Origin of the sequence: Spartinivicinus marinus, assembly GCF_026309355.1 — a bacterium.
GTDB classification, from domain to species: domain Bacteria; phylum Pseudomonadota; class Gammaproteobacteria; order Pseudomonadales; family Zooshikellaceae; genus Spartinivicinus; species Spartinivicinus marinus.
Window position 1 is genome coordinate 5,417,450 of the sequence record NZ_JAPJZK010000001.1, and the last position, 19,241, is coordinate 5,436,690.

9 protein-coding genes are annotated in these 19,241 nt (G+C 40.5%); 3 read left to right on the top strand and 6 right to left on the bottom strand.

Features of this window, described 5'->3' with window-relative positions:
- Positions 1 to 15: 15 nt before the first annotated feature.
- The 3 genes from OQE68_RS24275 to OQE68_RS24285 all read right to left on the bottom strand — a co-directional run bounded on the left by OQE68_RS24275 (position 16) and on the right by OQE68_RS24285 (position 1,637).
- Complete coding sequence (locus tag OQE68_RS24275; protein ID WP_180570169.1) at positions 16 to 282, bottom strand: DUF5062 family protein; 267 nt, start codon at positions 280 to 282, stop codon at positions 16 to 18.
- A gap of 2 nt (positions 283 to 284) precedes the next feature.
- The gene (locus OQE68_RS24280) at positions 285 to 632 is read right to left on the bottom strand and encodes a DUF2956 domain-containing protein (RefSeq protein WP_180570170.1); all 348 of its coding nucleotides are present in this window, start codon (positions 630 to 632) and stop codon (positions 285 to 287) included.
- A gap of 69 nt (positions 633 to 701) precedes the next feature.
- The gene (locus tag OQE68_RS24285; protein WP_180570171.1) at positions 702 to 1,637 is read right to left on the bottom strand and encodes a LysR family transcriptional regulator; all 936 of its coding nucleotides are present in this window, start codon (positions 1,635 to 1,637) and stop codon (positions 702 to 704) included.
- A 111-nt stretch (positions 1,638 to 1,748) separates the two neighbouring features.
- On the opposite strand from OQE68_RS24285, the gene OQE68_RS24290 reads away from it, so the two are divergent.
- A complete protein-coding gene (locus OQE68_RS24290) occupies positions 1,749 to 2,327 on the top strand; it encodes an NAD(P)H-dependent oxidoreductase (protein ID WP_180570172.1) in 579 nt (192 codons plus the stop codon).
- A gap of 162 nt (positions 2,328 to 2,489) precedes the next feature.
- Here the strand turns inward: OQE68_RS24290 and OQE68_RS24295 are convergent, their stop codons facing one another.
- Complete coding sequence (locus OQE68_RS24295; protein ID WP_180570173.1) at positions 2,490 to 4,115, bottom strand: M23 family metallopeptidase; 1,626 nt, start codon at positions 4,113 to 4,115, stop codon at positions 2,490 to 2,492.
- A 1,080-nt stretch (positions 4,116 to 5,195) separates the two neighbouring features.
- Between OQE68_RS24295 and OQE68_RS24300 the strand changes: the two genes are divergently transcribed.
- Both OQE68_RS24300 and OQE68_RS24305 read left to right on the top strand, forming a co-directional pair.
- Entirely contained in the window at positions 5,196 to 6,155 is a 960-nt protein-coding gene (locus OQE68_RS24300) for a hypothetical protein (protein WP_180570174.1), read from the top strand.
- A gap of 327 nt (positions 6,156 to 6,482) precedes the next feature.
- On the top strand, positions 6,483 to 17,405 hold the full coding sequence (locus OQE68_RS24305; RefSeq protein ID WP_180570175.1) for an AvrE-family type 3 secretion system effector: 10,923 nt from the start codon (positions 6,483 to 6,485) through the stop codon (positions 17,403 to 17,405).
- Between the two features lie 13 nt (positions 17,406 to 17,418).
- Here OQE68_RS24305 and OQE68_RS24310 read toward each other — a convergent pair whose 3' ends face one another.
- Entirely contained in the window at positions 17,419 to 18,444 is a 1,026-nt protein-coding gene (locus OQE68_RS24310; protein WP_180570176.1) for a substrate-binding domain-containing protein, read from the bottom strand.
- A gap of 294 nt (positions 18,445 to 18,738) precedes the next feature.
- On the bottom strand, positions 18,739 to 18,885 hold the full coding sequence (locus tag OQE68_RS24315; RefSeq protein WP_180570177.1) for a hypothetical protein: 147 nt from the start codon (positions 18,883 to 18,885) through the stop codon (positions 18,739 to 18,741).
- Between the last annotated feature and the right edge of the window lie 356 nt (positions 18,886 to 19,241).

Below are 19,241 nucleotides of genomic sequence, written 5' to 3' on the forward strand. Positions count from 1 at the left end.
CTGAGACGTTTATTGTTATTCGTCTTTCAGCAGGGGATGATCTTTTGGCAATTGCCGGGAAATCCATAATGCTAACTTATGACGCATGTTAGGTTCGTTTTCCTGGCCTTTTGCCAAGGGCTGGATCAAGTTATCGTGTACCAATAAGCGGTAAACAAAAGTAACCTTCACTTTTTGTGGGTCAGATTCATCAACTTGGCCAACCCCTCTTTTTTCTGCGTAGATAGCCCCAACCCTCAGGGCTTCTTTAACCAAACCCGCTTCATTTTTGAGCTTTTTCATTCTTAAATCCCTTCACTTATGATAAATAAGTAAGTACCAAACCCTATCCAAGAAAGCACTAATAATAGCCATGGTAACCAGTGTTGTTTATACAAAACAACCTCTTTAACTTCAACTGCTGGCTCGGTACTTTCATGCAATTTGGCTGTGGTTTTTTTTAGCTTTTTATCCAACTCTCTTGATTTAGCTTTTTGCTGCTTTTTATACTGGTCTATCCCTTTCTGAATACCTTGGGCGATTAACTTAGTCTGTTCTTTTGTTTGCCCTGGCTTTTGAGTGCCGCGCGCAATCTTCATGGCCTCGTCTTGAGTCGCTTGGGAAACTTTATTTTTTGCTGAATATTTAGCCATTTTAAGTTCAGTTAGCGTAGATTATCGTCATGTATCTGTTAAATTGATGAATTCAGCATAACATGAAAGTTAGCGGGTTTGTCTGTTAGACATAATTGTCAGTTGCTCTCTTAGGTATGAGGTTAAAAAATCAATAACCAACTTGATGCGTTTTATCTGGACTTTATCTTTGGAGTAAATTAAGTAAAGACGATTGTCTAAGCGGTTAGGTGTGATTGCAAAGCGGCTAAATAAACGAATGAGTTTCCCTTCTAATACCGCTTGAGCAACGCCTAACTGGGGTAATAAGGCAATACCGCCACTGCTTAATGCACAAGTATAAATAGCTGCAGGATTATTGGTGTGTAACCAGGCTTGTTGAAGATTAATACGATGGTGTTTATTTTGGTCTTTAAATAACCAGCTAGAGTGAGGTTGGGTAAATCGATAAGCTAACAATTGATGGTTGAGTAAGTTTTGGGGGTGGTTGGGTGGCTGATGTTTTTCCAGATAGTCAGGTGCTGCTACCAACCAGTATTCAGTCTTGGTAATTTCTTTGGCAATAAGGCCAGAATCTGATAAGCCACCAAATCGCAAGTAAATATCATATTTGCCTTCATTAGGATCTAATAATTGATCATTACTATCCAGACTAATTGTTAACTCTGGGTGATACTGGTGTAACTCTGTCAAAATTGGGGCAATAAAGTGTGTACTAAACCACCAAGGTGCAGAAAGGCTGACATTGCCACTGACTTGTTGGCTTTTTTCTTTCAAGCGATTACCCAGTTCATCAAGAGCAGTGAGTAAAACAGAAGCTTGTTCAAATAGGGTTCGACCAGCCGCTGTCATTGCTACTTTACGGGTGCTGCGGGTTAATAACGTAACACCTATATCTTTTTCTAACTCGGCAATATGGCGTGAGACAGAGGAGCTAGACAGGTGTAACTGGGAAGCTGCTTTAGCAAAGCTGGCATGATGGGCGACACAGAGGAATGCCCGTAAGGAGTCTAGAGAGCGGATCATTGTTGCAATTTTTCGAATAATAAAATTGAAAATAACTGATTAATAATAGAGTGTGGAACAAGTAGTATGGCTCCGTCAAGTGTTAAGAGGATAACCCTGGGAGCTGTTATTATGCAGAAAGTACTGATTATTAATGGGGCTGAAGAGCGCACGATTGCGCCTGGTAAATTTAACGAAAGTATGTTGATGGTGGCTCAATCGCTATTATCCTCCAAAGCAGAGGTAAAAATCACGCGGGTGAGGGATCATTATCAGGTAACTGAAGAGCAAAATAAAATTTTATGGGCAGATACGATTATTTTTCAATTTCCTGTTTATTGGTTTAGTGTGCCATCCAGTTTGAAAAAATACTTTGATGATGTTTACGCCCATGGCCTTTTTTTTGGCAATGCCAAGCGGTATGGAGAAGGGGGCTTTTTAACAGATAAGCGTTATTTGTTGTCTACAACCTGGAACGCACCTGTCGAAGCTTTTTCATATATTAATGGGTTGTTTGAGCATACTACACCTGACGATCTGTTAGCATCGGTACACTTTACTCAGCAGTATATAGGAATGCAAAGGCTACCAAGTTTTGCTGCATTTAATATTATTACTCAACCAAATGTTGACTATTGGCAAGAATGCTGGCAATCCCACCTTAAATTGCACCTATTAAATAGTAGCAGTGAGTCAAAGGAAAAGTTATAAAAATAATGGAGTATAACCTGACCAAAAAAGACTTCTTATTAATAACGTCTAGCCCATAGCACTTATGGATAAGTGGTATGGGCTGTTGGTATTTAATAAATGTAGTGTTTATTACTAATAGAGTTTATTCAAAACCGGTAAGAGTTTTTCTCCTTTACATATTTATTGGCGGTTACTAGCTGCTTCAAGAGTCATCCCTGGTAATGTATCAACAATCCCGCATACTGTTTCTATAATAGGGCAAATGTCTTGCATATTTGGCATTGCACCTTGGGCATGTGGGTTTTGTTCATTCTGAGCGCTGATAGGTAAAGGTTGAGTAATATAGTTTACCTGAGAACCACTGCTAATAACGCCACCAGGTATTGCATTACAAACCGCTCTGGCTATTTGACAGGCGAGTTTTGACATCGGAATGATATCGGGCAGGCCTGGTAAACCAGGGAATAACGAGGGAGTTAGGAAGTTGGCCGTTTGTGGATCAGTCACAGGTAGCTTGCCTGCACCGGGTAAAGGGTTGGTGGGCTCAGTAGTGGGTTGTTGACTGTTTGTTGGTAGGCTATTGTCGTATTGGTCAATACCATGGTTATAAATACGGCCAGCACAGTGTTTGGTCTCATCTCGAATTAACCAAAATTGGCTACAGTTACTATCATAACTCTTTTTATTGGGATTAATATTAATGGTGTAGCCCGATAATTGCACATTATTTAAATGAATATAACGGCCACTTTGTTTCATACTGAACTGTTGGTGGGCAGGCGTATTTTGGTCCAGTTGACATAAGCTAGTTTGGTCTGGGTTGTTGCCGTACTCAGCCAGTTGCTGATTACGTTTTACCTGATCTCCCGTGGCTACTTGAATATTATTGATATTGGTATAGACCGTCGACCAGCCGTTGGCATGAATAACTTCTATTGTACAGTCTGAATGCTGAATAACTTTACCGGGTGCAGCAGCAACCACTGGGTTATTGGTTAGGGTAGTTGTTAGTGAATCGTCTTGATGAAAATTAACCGAGGTTTGTGGGTAGTTGGTTGAAGTACCGTTGCTATGGCTGCCACTCATCCACCAATACTCACCAATTGGAAAGGGTAGTTGAAAATAGTTTGCAGGTGGAACCGAAGCTAACTGAGTGGTTAATGGTGTTTTATTATCTATACTAGGTCGCTTATTGTCCTGGTTATTATCAGGAAATAATCGTAAATATACTTCAAGAAATTGATCAAGTGTTGATGGGGTTATGGTGCCATTACCGATAGTCGTTGTCACTATGGGTGTTGTAGATAACAGTTTGACTAACGCATTCAGGTTATCACCCTTATTGGCAGATTGTTTGGAGCCAGCCGTTAACTGTTTGGCTAAATTCTGGTAGTAGCCTGTTGCTAGCCTGATAGCAACATCTTTGACTTGTTCAGCAAATCCGGTTTGCTTCGAAAGTGCTCCCATCGGTTTATTTTGAGTCTTTGCTAAACGCTCAGGATGACTGATCAAGCCAGTATTGTACTCAATTAATGCAATTAGCAAGCGAGGGCTGATACTGCTGTATCCACTCCAATGTGAAATCACTTCAGCATATTCTGTCAAGTGAGGAGCGTTCTGCTGAAGATAAGTTGTTACATCAAATGAGAGCATTTCATCTGTTGTATAAATTAAGTGATCCTCATTAAATTGAAAAGCGGATAAGCTGGACTCCGCGTGAGAATTAATCGTAACGCTTGCCAAACTAAAGACAAGCAGTGAGCTAACTGTGAATTGTTTAAAAGCCATTTTTGATTGATTACGCATGGTGCTAGGATTTCCTTGGGCTATTTAATGAAGATAAAAATCAACTAGGTCCTATTATTTGGCATGATCATGTGTAGTTGCTACGGGTGTAGTTATAGTAACAAGTTAAATTGGATCAAATGTTGGAGACAGTGATAAGTATTATAGTGTTAGTATTGGTTAGTCATTTCTCTTATAGTCCATTATTGATGTAGTTAAACCCTTTACATTGTTTACAGAGCTATTAATTCATTTTCTATTGATGGTTGTCAGAAAATTATACGAAATATGTAGTCAACAATAGGTGAGATTTACATTATTCTAATTAGCTAGAAATATATAGGATGTAAATCACAGGATATTTGCTTTAACAAAACAGTGAAGAAAAACTTGAAAATATAAACAGCATTTTTTAGTGGTTATTAATATTCAGAAAAAATATAATTAGGCGACAACCTGGCTGTTTAGCTTTTCGATTTCAGTCAGTGGGCCATGACTCATTGGAAATCAATCGCAATCCGGATAGGGTCACTAAGGTGCATGGGGGAGTCGATTCGCAAAGAGTATAGTTGCATTTCAAGTATAAACCTTATATAGTCCCCGCCCTATACCAAATATCTTATACCTTTCATTTCATTGATAACTATTTATTTCACTGATAGACACACTGATAGACAGTAGGAGGCTCAAATGATGATAGTTCGCTTGATTGTAATAGCATTGGGCTTCTTTGCTGATCGCCCCTTTAGCTAACACTTACGTTAGGCTTATAGCTACAACCGATACAATTAACTAGTCCTTTCGACAGTAATATTTGTTACTGAGGAATACTGCTTGCCTGTCTGTCATTTCAGCTGACAGTATCTGTTTGCATGGGCTATTTGACTGGTGACTAGTGATGAACGTGCTGGTTATGGGCGTGTCGGTTATGTAGCTATGGCACTTCTAATAACTTATTTTCTAATTTGCTGTTTTGCTGCCTCTGGTCGTCTTGGATAAGAACCCGTCAGGTTTTGCAGAGAATTATTAGAGGTGCTCTAACGTCAATAGGAAACTTAATCCTTATGTATTTGCTATTTTATATTGTTAGTTTTCAATATTATGGACAAGAAAGAAATACAAGAGTTTATCGCCTGTTTAGGCGACGAAAGGCGCATATTTTACTATCATAAAGATCGCTATTGCTTTGATTTATTGCGTTATGAATTACAAAGAAATAATCGATCAACGGGTAAACTGAGTCAATTAAAGCAAAGCCAATTTAGTCAGTTTTTTAATAAAAATACGGTAAAAAATGCTTTGGCAGGTTATGGTAATGGCGAGATTAGCGCCGATCAGCTAGCCAGTTGCTGGCATGATAAACCACTAATGTTTACTTTAACCTTGGATTGCTGGGGTGAGAGTGATAGAGGCTGGGATCAAACGTCTCGTAATCAGTCTAATCTCGTACTTCAGGTTAATTTTACTGGTGAACACTTGGATGAATATAAACGCTTAATTAAGCCTGAAAATATGACTTATGGCCCATTTGAAAACAGTGGACACCCTATTAATAATAAAGGCCGTCATACCATGGCATGGGTAAGACTGGACTTTGATTTAGCCACCAATGAAGCGTTAATTGAAGAAATACAAAATGACTGGTTACGGGAAGCAAATAGTGCTTTAAAGCAGCTAGAGGAAAAAAGAAAAAACAATCCTAATACTAAACCCAGTCAAGTATGGTATGGCATTGGTGGAAGTCATAATGAACTTGCCGAATATGTACAGACAGCATTAAAACCTTATCAACAAGTATGGTCAGAAGTTGCATTAGCTGCTGTGATTCAATTGATTCGAGAAGAGTTAGGTATTACCACTATCTACTATCACACCTATGACACGGGGAAAAAAATTAAAGATATAGGTTCAAGCCCACCTCGGTCAATGTACACAAAACTACCGAAACAGTTTGGCTTTAAACAAACAACAGAAACACCAGAGTTTTTAATGAAAGATAAGGTGTCTCGTCGTTATTTAAAAGCGATTAAGCAGCCTGAGTGGTTTGTGATGAGGTTGTAATCTGTCTTTTTGATAGCAGGGGCTAGTGATCCATGCTATTTTTTGTATTATCTTTGTGTCTAGATAGACCCACCCTAAAAAGCGATTACCCAAACTCAACTGTGATATAGTTGGCTTTTATAGTTCCTCCCACCAGTATTGATGTTTAACGTTTCCCTGCATAATGGATTTAACGATAAAAAAACAAAGGCCATTTAGCAGGCCCAAGATATCCAAAGTGTACAAAATCTACTTTGGATATCGTATAAAAATAATGGGTCGAAATGGCTATTAATATTTAATGTGTATTAAATATCACATTAAATATGTGCTGTTAGGAGTTAAACGATGCCTACCCCTACTGTTGATCACCCCAATGCTATTAATCAGACTAATGATTTAGGTGTTGAAGATACCCCCGACCAGCGGCCACTGAGAAGAAATAGTCCAGGCCGGCAAGGTTTTCGAAAACTGGCTAAGCGCTTGGGACCGATGGTGGCAGCGGGTGCCAGTCAGGAGGCCACTAGTCATCGAGCCTCTCGTCGAGCGTCTACAGTCATAGCTGATTCTCAACAACAGTTTTCTGGGCATCAATACTCAACCTCAACAAGTCCTTCTGATCAGCAAGTTACCCAATTTAAAAAGCCATTACTATCACGATTAAAACTGGTGGTTTCTTTAGTCAGTGGCGATAAGCTTAATATCCAATTACCAAAAAATATCGATATTAAACAGGTTAAAGTGTCGGGAAATGGTGAGCAACTCTGGATATTAAGTAAAAAAGGAACTCTTTATCAATTTAACCGAGGTGCTGAGGGGAAGGAAAAATTTCAATATAATCAAGCATTCTCTGCTTTATTAAATCAAGGTAATAACCGTTATCAAGCTATTGAAGCTGCCCAGGATGGAACCTTATATTCGGTAGATAATGTGGGTTATTTATATCAAGCCAAGCATGATAAGGGCGTTACAAGTATTTCCCGTTCAAGTGAAGCCAGTTTTGCGAAATTGATATTGCAGGATAAAGTCAGTGCTAAAGGTAGACATTATCAACAAATCAAACCTAAATTAGATTTAGCATTAGTACAAGGTCATTTAAAAGTCCTTAGTAATGGTGTTGAGCAGGGAAGTCAAACGGTTCAAACGTTGTTACCACAGTTTGTTAGGCAAGCAGCTGGTATTTATACAGCAGCGGATGGACAGCGTTGGTTGTTGGAAAACAATCAGTTGTTCAAGTGGAATGCTAGTCAACAGCAGTGGGAGTCTGGCCATGATAAGGCTGTGTCGCAACTACGAGTGGGTGGCGATGGTCAGCTTTATGCGTTAAGTGAATGGCATGAAATTTTGCGATTAAATAATAATTCAACCGCATCTGTTTATCGATTAACGACAGCAAATAAATTAATTCAAGACTTTACCGTACAACAGAACCAGCAAATTGCGTTTATCGATACAGACCAAAATTATAGCTTTACCTCAACAGCAGACCGTTTGGTGACGACACCTGTAGTATTACCTGACAAGGTTAAAGCGACAGCATTAATTAACAATAATAATGAGCGCTGGCTATTAGGTGAAAATCAGCAATTATATCGGGTTACATCGGGAAGTGCACAACCTCAAGTAGTGGGATTGCCTGATGGGGTGGATGGGGTTATTCGTTTTGAGCGAGTGATGACCGATGCAGGTCCTCAATTACAGATAGCGGCTAAAAAAGACGGGCGTCTACAACAGTATGTATATGTGAATGATAAGTGGCAGGTGGGTACTGCACTAGATAGTGCGGCTTTATTTGTTAACTCTGATGGTTTAAGTAAAGCTACCATTGGGCATAGTGGGTTTGTTCAAACCCGAGAAGGTGAAAGATATGCCATTCATAATGGAGAATTACACTATCAACGGGCAGGAGGTGATGATCGTTGGCATAGTACGGGTGTACATAATCTAAGTCAGTTAAGGTTAGGGGGAGATGGTCAACTATACGCCTTGCGAGGTATTAATGAATTAGTCACTATTAATCAACAAACCAAGTCCGTTCAGTATGGGTTACCGGCAGCTAAACATTGGGGTAATGATCGCCAGCAAACGCAATTTACCCCTGATAGTTTGACTATTGCGAATCATGTTGTCAGTGATTTTACGGTGGGGCGTGATGGACAAATTCATTTTCTGGATCATCAAGGGCAATTATATGAATATAATAAAAATAATCAGCAGGCAAATATAATAACACCAGCGCCTCGATTAACAGCAATCAGCAGTAATAAGCAGGGACATTTGATAGGGTTAACTGGAGATGGAGAAATTCTCAAACAAACAGACAATCACTGGCGTCATGTCTTTACTTCTTCAGACCAAAAAGTACTTGGGCTAAACCAGACCTCGACCGGTGAACTAGCCGTTGTGCTAGAAAATCAAGCGTCTGGTGATAGTCAGCTTGTTATTCATAAAACTTTGAGCAGCCAAGGTCAACTGGTTGATATTCCTCAGGAAGCAATCGTTGACAAATTATTTCAGCGTTTAAAACAGCAGGATGCTGATCAGGTCAGGTTACCAGGTACGGGGCTGACTGCCAAAGGTAATTTTGCTTTTGTGGGTGTAGAGAGTGGTAATCCTAGCAGTGAAGGAATCAATAAAAAAGATTATTTAACTGCTCATTTATATCATAAGAAAACCAATTGGTTACACTGGCCGAGGCCATTAAAAGCCATTGGCTATCATTTTCAGCATCGGGCTAGAGGAAGAGAGGGGCTAACACCTTTATATAGTGAAATAGGGAATAGCTTTAATCAATTAATACAGCACTTGTCGGTTAATCCGTCAGAACAACAGCCAACGTTGTCGGCACGTATTGAGCAGGCATTTAACGTTGGGCGTATTACTCAGGAACAAAAAGATCAGCTATTGGGCTTAAAGCAACAGCTAGAAGCTGACACGCTCTCTTATTTAACGCGGCTAGGTAAAAAGAAAGGATTACTCACTGAGTCAGGTGAGGTCAATCAACAATTTACGGGTAATACAAAAGCTAAAATCGGTCGCTTCTTAAACCCCCGAATTACTTCACATGATTTAACCAAAGAACTCAATCAATTATGGGAAAGTTATCAGGGTGATGAAAGTAATTCGGCTTTATCAATAATAAAACAACAACTAACGTTGATGCAGGAAAAGGGGCTGTATTTAAGACATCCTGGACAAAATAATGGGTTTACTCGGCGTGATTATGACGATAATGTGGGTTTATTGACTGCGCGTGTTGTGCACAATAGTAATACCTTGGCTGACTTGGATACTTTAATTAAAGTAATTAATGGTACTCAGGAGACTCACTTTAAACGTGACGAGGTAAAACAGCTGATCACTGAGCTTCAGGATAGCTATGATAGTAGCTCAATTAAAAAGTTCAGTGATATGGGCTTTAGTAACCTGGATCGACTGGAGTCCAGCTATGATGCCGTGCGCTTTTTCAGTAAAGCCTTCAGTAAGACCCACCACCCTGTTTATCAAAATGCACTCAATACCTTTGGCAGTGAAACCCCTGAGCAATTGAAAAATAATTTATATGACGCCATTACCCATTTAAAAAAAGGTGAAACCTTAACATTTGACCGTAATTATTCTGGTGGTAGTTCGCCTTTTTTTATTATTAATAAATTGCAACAGTTGGTGAGCCCAATCGGGATTGAGTTGGAACCTGGGGTTAAAGCAGAAAGGCATTATGGACTTTCGTTTGAAAAAACGGATAAAGGCATTAAGGTGGCTTTTGTCCGAGATATGAGCATACCTGCTAATGTAACCGCTGGTGGGTATTTTGGTACGCCAGGTGTTGCTTCTGCTCGGGTAGGTGGCATATTAAACCCAACCTTAAAACACGATAAAAATAATCAACTGGCCTTTGAAATTGATAACGGAAAAGTTGAACAGTTTCTTAATGATTTAACCCAGGGTAAGCTCAAACCAACCCAGCTGCTAGCACAAGGACATGACTATGCAGTTAAACGCGGTCATAAATGGGGCTTTGATTTAGATTTGCAAGCTGTTGCAGAAGCACGCTTAACCGGAAGTGGCAGTACTGCCAGTGGTGAAAACACGGGTACTGACGGTGTTACTGATGTTAATGGTTGGGCGAGGGCCAAAGGTGGTATTAAATTTACTTTAAATGTACTGAGCGCGAATAAAGATTGGTCAACAACTACAAAAGATAATGGCGAGCAAACCCAGTCCCACTCAAGTAATCGTCCACGCTTTTTTACTAAAGCTGGCTTAGATGTTGAGGCGACCAGTCACTTTAAATTGGGTGTTGATCATGACGAATTTAGCACCAATGCACTGAGCTATTCTGCGGGTGCTAAATGGAGTGGCTCCGTCGAGTCAAAAACCAGCAAAAGTTATGATGTCACAGCCAAGCCGGCAGAGCAGGTTAAACTAACGGAATGGCAAGCAATTGTTGGGCAATTACAAACACAGTTTAAAGATGATTTAACCTCACAACAACAGCAGGTATTAAATCGAGTTGCCAATAGTAAAAGTGAGAATGAAGCGGGAGCAGCGGAAGCGATTAAACAGCTGCAAGGGCTTGACTTAAGCCAGGCTTTAATAAAGCTGGATGCTGCTGACGGTGATTCTAGATCAGCCCGGCAAACCCTTCAGCAGCTTGAATCACTGACAATACAACAACAGTTGGCTGATCAGGGTAAGTATACGATCAGTGATGTTTCTTTTGGCAAAACAATGAGCAATTTGTCGCGCTTAGATGAGCGTAGTTTGCTTGGCTGGGCGGGGGCTCAGTTTTATCCTAACCAGCAACAACCAAGCAGTTCCCGTACATTGCATGAGTGGATGGAACAGCATCCTGAGCTGAAAACCTTGGTGAATACCTTAAAACAGAGTGATGCTACAGAAGCTAAAATCACTATGGAGTTAACAGAGCATGCAAAATTACAAGTGGCTCGGTTAATGGCCAGCAATGACCCTGAGGCGTCTATTCAGTTATCAACGCTGCTGAATGACCGAACCCAGTTTCGGATTAAGTCCATTGAAGTCAGTGCCAGTGCTAAAAATAACAGTGCGTTTGGCCAATCCATTGGGTTAGCTAACTTCAAAAGTGCCGCCGCTACCAGTATTAAGAAAAAGCTCGGTAAAATCAGTTTTAATTATGATAACAATCGTACAACACCTAACGGCTATCAATTAGATGGTGAATTATTAACGAAAACCCCACAGCAATTACAAACGGTGTTGAATAACTTTGAGCAAACCCATCAACAACGCTTGTTGAATGTGGCTGATAGTGTCAATCAGCATAATATGAATGCGCTGGTTGCGGATCCCGTTCAAGCTGCCAGAGCAGCATTATTGGGGCAGTTGTCAGTATTAGGTATTAATCAAGTGACGCCAACGGAAGTTAAAGGTATGGCGCAGAGAACGCAAGAACTGTTTTCACAACAATTATCTGCTGATCAACAAGCATCACTAACCCAGTTGATTAATGATCCTGTTGATAATAGAGCCACTGCTTTAAAGCAGGTAACGGGTATATTAGCTGAGCTAAAACAGCAGCAACCAAAACTCAACCCATACCAGCAGCAACTTTATCAGCGGGCCCATTTAGCCAGTCAACGGCATGCTGATGTTACTCGTTTATTAACTCAAACGACTAATCAAGTCGCTTCGACAGAAAGTCAGGCCCCTGGCACTATTTTACAATTTGTGCGTGGTCGACTGGCTTATCAAAATCGATTATTAACCCAAACAGAAGCTATGCAGGTAGTACGACATTTTGGGGATCAAATACTACAAAAAATGCAATCCGGGTATAGTGGATTTGCTACTTTCGCTGGTGAATCACCCTTTAATGGTGAAGCGGTGCAACGGATTGTTCAGCGGCAAGAAAATGCTCATTCAATTCAGCCTCGTATAGGCCAAAGCCCTCGCTTGTGTACCTTAAAAGTAGGCGATTTAATTCATCTGTTAATATCAGGTGAATTAACCTTAAATCGACTGAATCCTGCCCAGCGATTGTTAATTAATGAATATTTCCCAGGTGATCGAACCAGCCAACAACACCAACTGCAAACGCTGGCTGATAATCCAGCTAAATTAGCTGCCATTATCCACCAAGCGAATCAGTTCAGCCCGGCCGAGTTAGTCGCCAGTGATCGTTTAACTGGGCCAACAGGGCAACGAGGGTTAGCATATTTGTTGTCATGGGATCAGTTTGTTCTGGAAGGTGCAACTAAGTTCAAACAACAGGTAGCGCCTAATGCAAAGGTGAATTTTGCACCACAATCGTTGTATGTTCAGCTCAGTCAGTCTAATCAACCTAAAGGCCGTTGTACTGGACTGGCAATGGCTTATCTACAACTGCTGAGCCAGGACAATGGGGTAGCCAAGAAAAATAAGCTGTTTGAAACCTTGGTCATTCATTCAGCGATTTATCAACAATCAATGGATGAAGGGATTAGCAATAAGGAAGTGGCGGATGCTAATCAATTTGCCGCATTAATTGATCAATTACATGCAACCAGTCAAACCGGTGGTAACAATAATCCGCTCCAGGCAGTGGGTGATTTAACGGTTCGTGATCTTGTCAGTCGGCTTGCTGCTAAAGGGGATCAATATTTAGTATTAAATACCGGTAATCACAGTCTTGCAGTAGCGAAGAAGGGAGAGCAGTTCTTTTTTTATGATCCTAACTTTGCTGATGTAGAAGTAGCCTCCACAACCAACTTACAACAGGTGTTAACTAAACACTTAAATCTATCTTTGAGTAGCCAGGCTAACCAGTCGCTAGCACAGCTGTATCAGACGAAGCAAACTCACAATAAACCAACGTTTAGTGTGTTTCAGTTAAATTCAGATAATACGGCTTTAGCCCAGCAGGCCGCTAAATTGAATCAGTTTGTTAATACTGAACAACTCATGACAGAGCGCGATAGACTCGCACAATTGGGTGAAGCTGAATTTAACGGACAAAAAATTAAATGGACAACCTTGTATGATATGGGCGCCAGCGTGGCGGGGCGGAGACTAACGGCAGTTGATGTACAAACTCTGCAGCAAGCAGGCAATGTTAACCAATTGCAGTTTGATCGTAGTCAGTTAGGTGAGTTTGTGACTCAGCGGGTACAGACGCTTGATAATACGCTAACCCCTGCAGCCCAATGGTTAAAAACTGTCATCCAGCAACGGGGAAGTGATTCCACTCAGGCTTTATTAACCCATTTAACAGAAGGACAAGAGACCACTATTGCGGATGATTTTATTAATGCTGTCGACCGACATATTAATAGTCAATTAAATGTTGCTCCAGACTTTTGGCAATCATTAACCACTAAATTAAAAGCAACTAGCCATTTGGCAACTGCGAATGCTGTATCGAATAAAGTAGGCAAAGGTTTACAGGGATATGGTTATTATCAAAATATCATGGGGATATTTAATGCCTTACGTAGAAGTAATCAGCCAGGTGTTGATCAAAGTGAAATTAATAAAGAAATTGGCTTGGCTGCGGGTGGTTTAGCGGCAGACTTATTAGAGCCTCTAGCAGAAAAAGGGCTGCAAAAAGCCGGTTTGTCACTGGTCAATCGCTTTGGGCCGTCGGCTTCTACGGCAGGGAAGTTCGCCAGTAAACTAGGCACTGGATTAATGCGAGCGGGTGGTGCTGTATTGGGGGTATTAACCTCGGGGTTTGATATTTATTCGGCAGTTGACTCCTTTAAAAAGCTGGCTTCAGAAACTGATCCAAAAAAGCGTCAGGATTTAATTGTGAATGGCTCTTTATCGGTAAGTGGTGCAGTGGTGGGGATTGCTACTGCCATAGCAATTGGCATTGGTGGCACTGCCGCTGCCGTTGCAGGCCCTATTGGTGTTGCTGCGGCTGCCATATTAGCGATTGGTGGACAAATATATAGTGCAGTCAGACAAATTGATGAAATAGACGACTATATCAGTTTAACGGCAGGAGAACGCTTACGAAATGGCTGGTATGCTTTTTGGGGTAAAGAGCTAGACGAGGATGTAGTGAGGCGTTATGGGCTAGCAAAAGCGAAAGTAGAAGGACGTAAGTTATTCGATAAGGGGCTAAGGGAGGGTTCTGTCGGGCAGTTGGATAATATGCAGGATACCGTTGATACAGTGGTTTATTCAAAAGGTAAGGCTGAAGTTAAAGAAACCAAATATTATGAAAGAGTCAGGCGAGAAAGTAGTGGCGGTTATGCAGGGATTGGCAGAGTTTGGTATGAAAATGTCGCACGTTATAAGCATGAACCTACGCTAGAAGAAAGCGATGACAATGTGGATTTATCCAATGGTGTAACAGGCCATGCGCAAATTCGTTACTACCAGAATCAAACGGATGAGCAAGGTGACCAAACCAAAAAAGAAGTTGCACCTAGAAAAGAAAGCTATCGAGTGAAAGTTGGCTCTCGGCCAGTAGGAAAATTGGGCATGGCACCCGTTTATGAAACCAGAACCCGGGAGGTAACGCCTAATCATGATGTAAAAGTGAAAAGCTTTGAAAATGCTGGCAGTAATACGGCTGCTGTACAAGCAACCCAACAAAGTGACAATAAAGCAGCATTTATCAATCTTGGTACCGGGAAGGATACAGCTAAAGGATTTACCAATAAACGGAATATTTTTGTAGTGGGTGAGGGTGAAAAATCATTTACTGGTGGTAAAAAAGATGACGCCTTTATTTTATCTGGCGGTGCAGCGCCCAATAAAGCTAGTCAATTAACGGCAGGTGAGGGTAATGACACGGTTATTGCTCAGGGCGATTTAACTGATCGAACGGAAGATACGGGATATAAAATTGATCTCCAGCAAGGTGAAGTACATTACCGAGGCTCCAATAAGAAAGTGGCTACTATTAGTGGCTTTGAAAATGCGATAGGGCAGGCAAAAACGGCTGATGAGCTAATTGGTAATGATCAAACCAATACTCTGAATGGTAATGGTGGGGGTGACACCTTAAAAGCGGGAGGGGGTAATGATATTTTATTCCTCCATGGCGGTGATCATGCTGAGGGTGGTCAAGGTATTGATACCTACTATGTCACTCGAAGCAAAGGTGAAGTGACAGTAAAAGAAGAAGCGGGTTTAACCGAAGTGAATGCCCTCTACTTGGATTATGATATTAATGAAATGGGGGCGGCTCGATTAGAAGGTAATGACATACTAATGGATTTTACTGGGGACAATAATGAAAAATTAACCCTGCGTTTTAAAGATGCTTATAAAACCTTACCTAATGGTACCAAACAATTACAAAATCAGTTCAGTATGGTTACACGGGATGGCTTTTTAGTGGTACCAGAGTGGGCGGCAACCATTTCTAGTCAGCGTCCATTTAATCCGACTATGGCAGCAAGCTTTGTTGCCGCTCGACAAAACCCAGATAATATTCAAAAAATTACCCAAGACTTGTCGGGTAATCAAGCAAAGGTTCAGGTGACAGCCAACGATGGCACAACCAAAACCTACACAATACCGGAGTTTACTCGCTTAATTCCCACTGGCTGGCAGGGTGATGATGTGATGGTGGGAGGTAATAAAGATGATGTCTTTATGCTGGATCAAGGGAATGACCAAGCGACAGGTAATCAAGGGCAAGATACTTATATTATTGGCAGAAATGGTGATACAACCGCTAACCCTGCTGAAAAGGTAATTAATAATATTGCTATACCCGTTCAGGCATCTGATGTTAATAGCCAAGCAAGCTATGAACAAGATTATTTGGTATTGGCAGGGGTGCGACGCGATAATATTCTGTTAACTCGTCATAATGATGACTTATTAGTTAAAGGGCTGAAAGATAATGGCCATCAGGAAACTGTAAGAATAAAACAGTTTTTTAAAGGAGAAGCCTATCAACATATTTCTATCGTTGATGAAAAAGGTGGTCAGTCTGCTATTGAGTTGGATAAGCGAGGAAATGCTGTTTTATCAAAGAGTACGGTGATCACTGGTACAAACAGTGCCGATGATTTATACACAACTGAGCGAGAGCAAGGCAGTTATACGCTAACGGGTGAGGCAGGTGATGATCGGCTACAGGCAAAACATACGGTTGTTTCTCACGCAGATAGTTATACATTAACTGATGGCGACATTTTGATAGGCGGAGCAGGGAATGACACATTAAGAGATAGTTTGGCTGATGATGTGCTGATTGGCGGAGAAGACGACGACATTATTATCAGTTCCTGGGGGGATGACCAAATTGACACCGGCACTGGTCGTAATCAGGTTCGCTTTGCTTCGAATGCTCAGGGAGTTAAGGTGGTTAATGCTAATAATAGTGAGCAAACAACTTTGTGGGTACCTTTTGCCTTGAAGGAAGCAACATATCGCTATGAACAAAATAGTTTTATTATCGAAGGCAAAGCCCCTCATAGTGAAGACAATAAAACCCTGACTATTATTTTACCTGACTATTTACAACATAAACCCAAGTTAATTTTGAAGAGCTATGATGGTAGCCAGGTAGAGGGGGAAATGCCAAATCAATATTCTGCCATGGCTCATGGCGCGGTTACCTTAAACCAAGGGGGTAATGACCAATATTTGACTCTAGAAAACTCACCGCTTGCGGGGTTAGATGAATTTACCGTACAAATGTCATTTAAGTCTGATCGCCAACAGCTAAGTGGTCGTGATTATGTACCCTTAATGTCTTATGCTGGCAGTCGTACTGCTAATGAGTTTTTATTAGGCGTTTACCCCGGTGGCTTGAATGTATGGATAAAGGGTAAGCAATATACAACCGCTGTTAAAGCCAATGAGCTACTGGATGGCCAATATCATGATGTGACGACTAGCTGGAATAACAACACGGGCAAGTTAGCTATTTATGTTGATGGCCAGCTACGGGACTCTGTTACCACGGAGCATCATGGTAAATTGGATTCAGTGGGTCGTTTTATCATTGGTCAAGAGCAGGACCAATTAAATGGGGGATTTGATAAAAAGCAGTATTTCCAAGGTAGTTTGGGGGATGTAAAAATTCTTAACCGGCAACTGACACCAACCGAAGCCGCACAAGCACATGGCTCAGAACAATTAGCTCACTGGAATTTTAACTATAACTGGTCGGATTTATCGGCTAATAGGTATGATTTACAGCTGGCTAGAGTCGCTGGTTTTACTCAAGCAATTGATCCTTATTTGACTTGGGAGCCGTTAACAGAACAAGACGTATACGAAGAAGATCAACTGCATCAGTTGGCTGAACTGTATAAGCAGTTAGATAAAGGTTTTTTTTAGCCTGGTAATCTAATTATTGACCAGACTGCTGGTATATTAGCCGCAGTAAAACAAAAAATTTGGTTAACAGATCCTCTGTATTAGAGTAATTAGCCATTACTTTTTTAGTGTTGATGTATAATAGTGACTGTATCTTTTTACTATTGATATTTTCGTGGGTAACCAATACTGTCTTAACCAGTGTTTTGCTTTTTGTTAATTTTTTTTCAAGAGCTTCATAAGCCTGCTTAACACTGAGGTAACCAATTTTAATGGGTTGCTGAAGCATTGTCCCATGTAATTCACCTGTTTTTAGCGCCGCTACCAGTTCATCATTGATATCAAACCCAACGGTTTTCACTTTACCGCTAAACCCTGTTTTCTTTAAGGCACGCAATAAACCAATGGTTGATGACTCATTGGAGGCAAAAACCCCATCGATTATTGATGCTCTCTTAAAGATAGGAAATAAGGCGTGATAGGCTGAGCCTGCTGATGTACCAACATAATCATCGTATACTATTTCCATTGAGGGGTATTTTTTTAAGGTATCTAAAAAGCCTTGTTCTCTTTGCTGGGTTGAGCGATTACCTTGTTTGTAGCGCAGCAACATAATACGACCTTTCTTGTTTAATAAACTGGAAAGGTACTCACCTGCTTGGGAGCCCGCTTGATAGTTATCTGTTGCTATTAAATGAGTATAATTACTGTTATCCATTTCGGAGTCGATAATAATGAATTTTATTCCGGAGCTTATCAACTTGTTTATAGTTGGCACCAGCTTAGAGTGATGGCCAGGAGCAATAATAAGAGCATCTATATTACTTTTTTGCAACCGTCGAATATAACCGACTTGAGATTGGCCTTCCTTTCTAGGACCTGTCCAGATAATTTTAATATTTAATTCTTGAGCCGCTTGCCGAGTACCTATATAAAAATAATTCCAGTAAACATGATTAGTGCTTTTGGGGATAACTGCAATTTTGTAATTTGACTTGGCTTGGCTGGATAATATTGAAATACTAAGAAGGACTAATAATAAGTGGTATGAATATCTCATGAACATGTCAGCCTGGCACTTCCGGGTAACCGTATTATTAAGTGTAGGTTTAAACTGATAATTTCTGCAAATATTGATGGCCATATAAAAGCTTTTGGACTGAGCCTATCAAAACGAATGGTATACCCATAATGCATCATTTTTAGGTGTAAAAATCCAGCCTGGAAATAATTACCCATCAATTATGATGGGTATAGATATTATGAGGCTGGTCATATTCTTTGCTACTATTTGCTTAAAAAGTACAGCAGACTATGTGGCTAAATCCTCTGAAACCTTTAATTATTTAAAGAACTAGCTTTCGTTGGTTTCTTTCTCTTTTTGAGGGTGACCACAAGTAGGACAGCCCAATATATCGAAATAAAACCGCTTAACTGTTGAGTTACATTTAGGGCATGTGGCTACTAATGTTTCATCAGTGGTGGGGTTATAAATCATCATGCTATCAATCTCCTTGTCGAATCTTTTACTTACAGGCCGAGTAAATTAACGTCGTTAATACCTTGTATGGCTAGATAAAGTACAAAAAAGAACAATCCAGCTTTTACATAAGCGTTATCAAGAAATGGCATAATGGATTACCTCTCTATACCGGCACCCTTCCTTAGGTATGTTTGACATAAAATGTCTTTTGTTGGTGTGCATGTTACATGTAATGTCATTTTATGTCAAAAGCTTTAGTTGTAGTGTCTGTCTAATTAGTAATAAGTATGAGAAATTATATATATTTCAGATAGTTATGTGGGTCCTGGGGGGTGAGCTATAAGGCAGAGGGTAGTGGTATAAGGAGGAGGGGA

Bases quoted from the DNA above. Each gene is read 5' to 3' on its own strand.
- OQE68_RS24275 (WP_180570169.1), bottom strand. From the start codon at position 282: ATGAAAAAGCTCAAAAATGAAGCGGGTTTGGTTAAAGAAGCCCTGAGG.
- OQE68_RS24280 (WP_180570170.1), bottom strand. From the start codon at position 632: ATGGCTAAATATTCAGCAAAAAATAAAGTTTCCCAAGCGACTCAAGAC.
- OQE68_RS24285 (WP_180570171.1), bottom strand. From the start codon at position 1,637: ATGATCCGCTCTCTAGACTCCTTACGGGCATTCCTCTGTGTCGCCCAT.
- OQE68_RS24290 (WP_180570172.1), top strand. From the start codon at position 1,749: ATGCAGAAAGTACTGATTATTAATGGGGCTGAAGAGCGCACGATTGCG.
- OQE68_RS24295 (WP_180570173.1), bottom strand. From the start codon at position 4,115: ATGCGTAATCAATCAAAAATGGCTTTTAAACAATTCACAGTTAGCTCA.
- OQE68_RS24300 (WP_180570174.1), top strand. From the start codon at position 5,196: ATGGACAAGAAAGAAATACAAGAGTTTATCGCCTGTTTAGGCGACGAA.
- OQE68_RS24305 (WP_180570175.1), top strand. From the start codon at position 6,483: ATGCCTACCCCTACTGTTGATCACCCCAATGCTATTAATCAGACTAAT.
- OQE68_RS24310 (WP_180570176.1), bottom strand. From the start codon at position 18,444: ATGAGATATTCATACCACTTATTATTAGTCCTTCTTAGTATTTCAATA.
- OQE68_RS24315 (WP_180570177.1), bottom strand. From the start codon at position 18,885: ATGATGATTTATAACCCCACCACTGATGAAACATTAGTAGCCACATGC.